At 33.8% G+C, this 1591-nt stretch carries 1 protein-coding gene; it reads left to right on the top strand.

The features are described 5' to 3' along the window. Positions 1–1239 (top strand): Fic family protein (locus F947_RS00335; protein WP_004969630.1); only part of this gene is annotated, 1239 nt, incomplete at its 5' end. Positions 1240–1591: the final 352 nt, after the last annotated feature.

The following is a 1591-nucleotide window of genomic DNA, read 5'->3' as shown; positions in this document are numbered from 1 at the left end:
TTTTTTTATTACGGAATTTATAGCGTACAATATTCTTGCTGTTTTAAAGAGATTTACAACGTGGATATTACACCGGTTGCTAGTGCTTACTCACCAGAACTAGAAGAGAAATTATTTGAAATAATTCGCTTGGATGCACAATTGGATTCAACTGTACCCAGCACTATACGAGATGCTGTTGAAGGGTTATTGCGTGTTGTTAACTCATATTACAGTAATAAAATCGAAGGTAACCCGACTAAGCCTAGTGAATTATTGGATTTGAATGATGAGTCTATTGAATATAAGTCTAAAGGGCTTTTGGAGATTAAGAGACACATTGAAGTTCAGGTTAAGCTTAATTTGGAACATAGCCATGTTGATGAAGTAACTTCACAACATTTTATTAAAAAAATTCATGAAGCTTTTTATGAGCAGTGTGAACCTTTGGAATTACAAGTTTTAGATAGTGATGGGGTAACTATTCATGAAATAGAGCCAGGAGGCTATCGTCAAACAAAGGTAACCGTAGGTACGCATATACCACCATTGCCAGAAAAAATTCCAGCATATATGTCCTGGTTTTCTAATGCTTATAGAATCAAATATCTTCCAGGTATGAGTAAGTATTGGGCAATGGCCGCATCACATCATCGATTAGCTTGGATTCATCCATTCTTAGATGGAAATGGTCGAGTTTCAAGATTATTTACTGATTGTTTTATGCGTGCAATCGGTTTGAAAAGCTATGGCTTGTGGTCTATGTCTAGAGGATTTGCTCGTTCGAGTGAGCAATATTATAAATATCTTGCTATTGCAGATAGACAAAGACAAGGTAGTAGCGATGGCAGAGGAATACTATCTGATGATGGGCTAAAAAGTTTTACAGAATACTTTTTAGATGTTGCTCTAGATCAAATGACTTATTTTACTAGCTTATTAGAGCCATATAAGCTTGAAGAACGAATTAATGTTTATTTTCAATTAAGATTCAATGAAGCCTTATTTGATCATAAAACCAAAAAACCTTTAAAAAAATTGCCTCTAGAAGCTAAAGATATATATAAAACTCTTTTATATAGTGGCCCTCACTCTCGTAAAGAATTGCAGAATAAGCTTCAAATTAGTGAAAAAAAGTTGAGAGAAATAGTTCAGGTAATGGTTAAAGACCATCTAATATTTGCTCCTCCTAAACACCCATTGCAAGTTAGACTTTCTCCACATGCTGTTGAAGTATTATTTCCATATTTATTCCAGTAAGATTAAAAAATCCCAGTTTTATCACTGGGATTTTTTAATAATATCTTGATGTTTCAACATGTGTGGTATTTTTTAAAATCTTCCATTAATGCTGAAGAATCGCTAATTAATTTGAGCATGATTTTATTACCACAAGTTAAACAATACTTATCCCAATTCCTCTCATTTTTAACCTCAAATCTATATTGACCTTGAGATATAAGATGTTTTTGATTTGCCTTACATTTGTGAGCCCTTTGGGCGATAGCTACACGAGCAGGTATCATCAACGTTCTAGTGCTCATTTAAACTTAATTCCTGCTCTACCGTAGATACTATATGATCAAATACGCTCTCTATAGAGTTTAGTTCG

The organism is Acinetobacter towneri DSM 14962 = CIP 107472 (genome assembly GCF_000368785.1).
Classification (GTDB): Bacteria; Pseudomonadota; Gammaproteobacteria; order Pseudomonadales; family Moraxellaceae; genus Acinetobacter; species Acinetobacter towneri.
The sequence above is the reverse complement of the archived record's forward strand: the minus strand, read 5'-3'. Positions and strand labels throughout refer to the sequence as shown.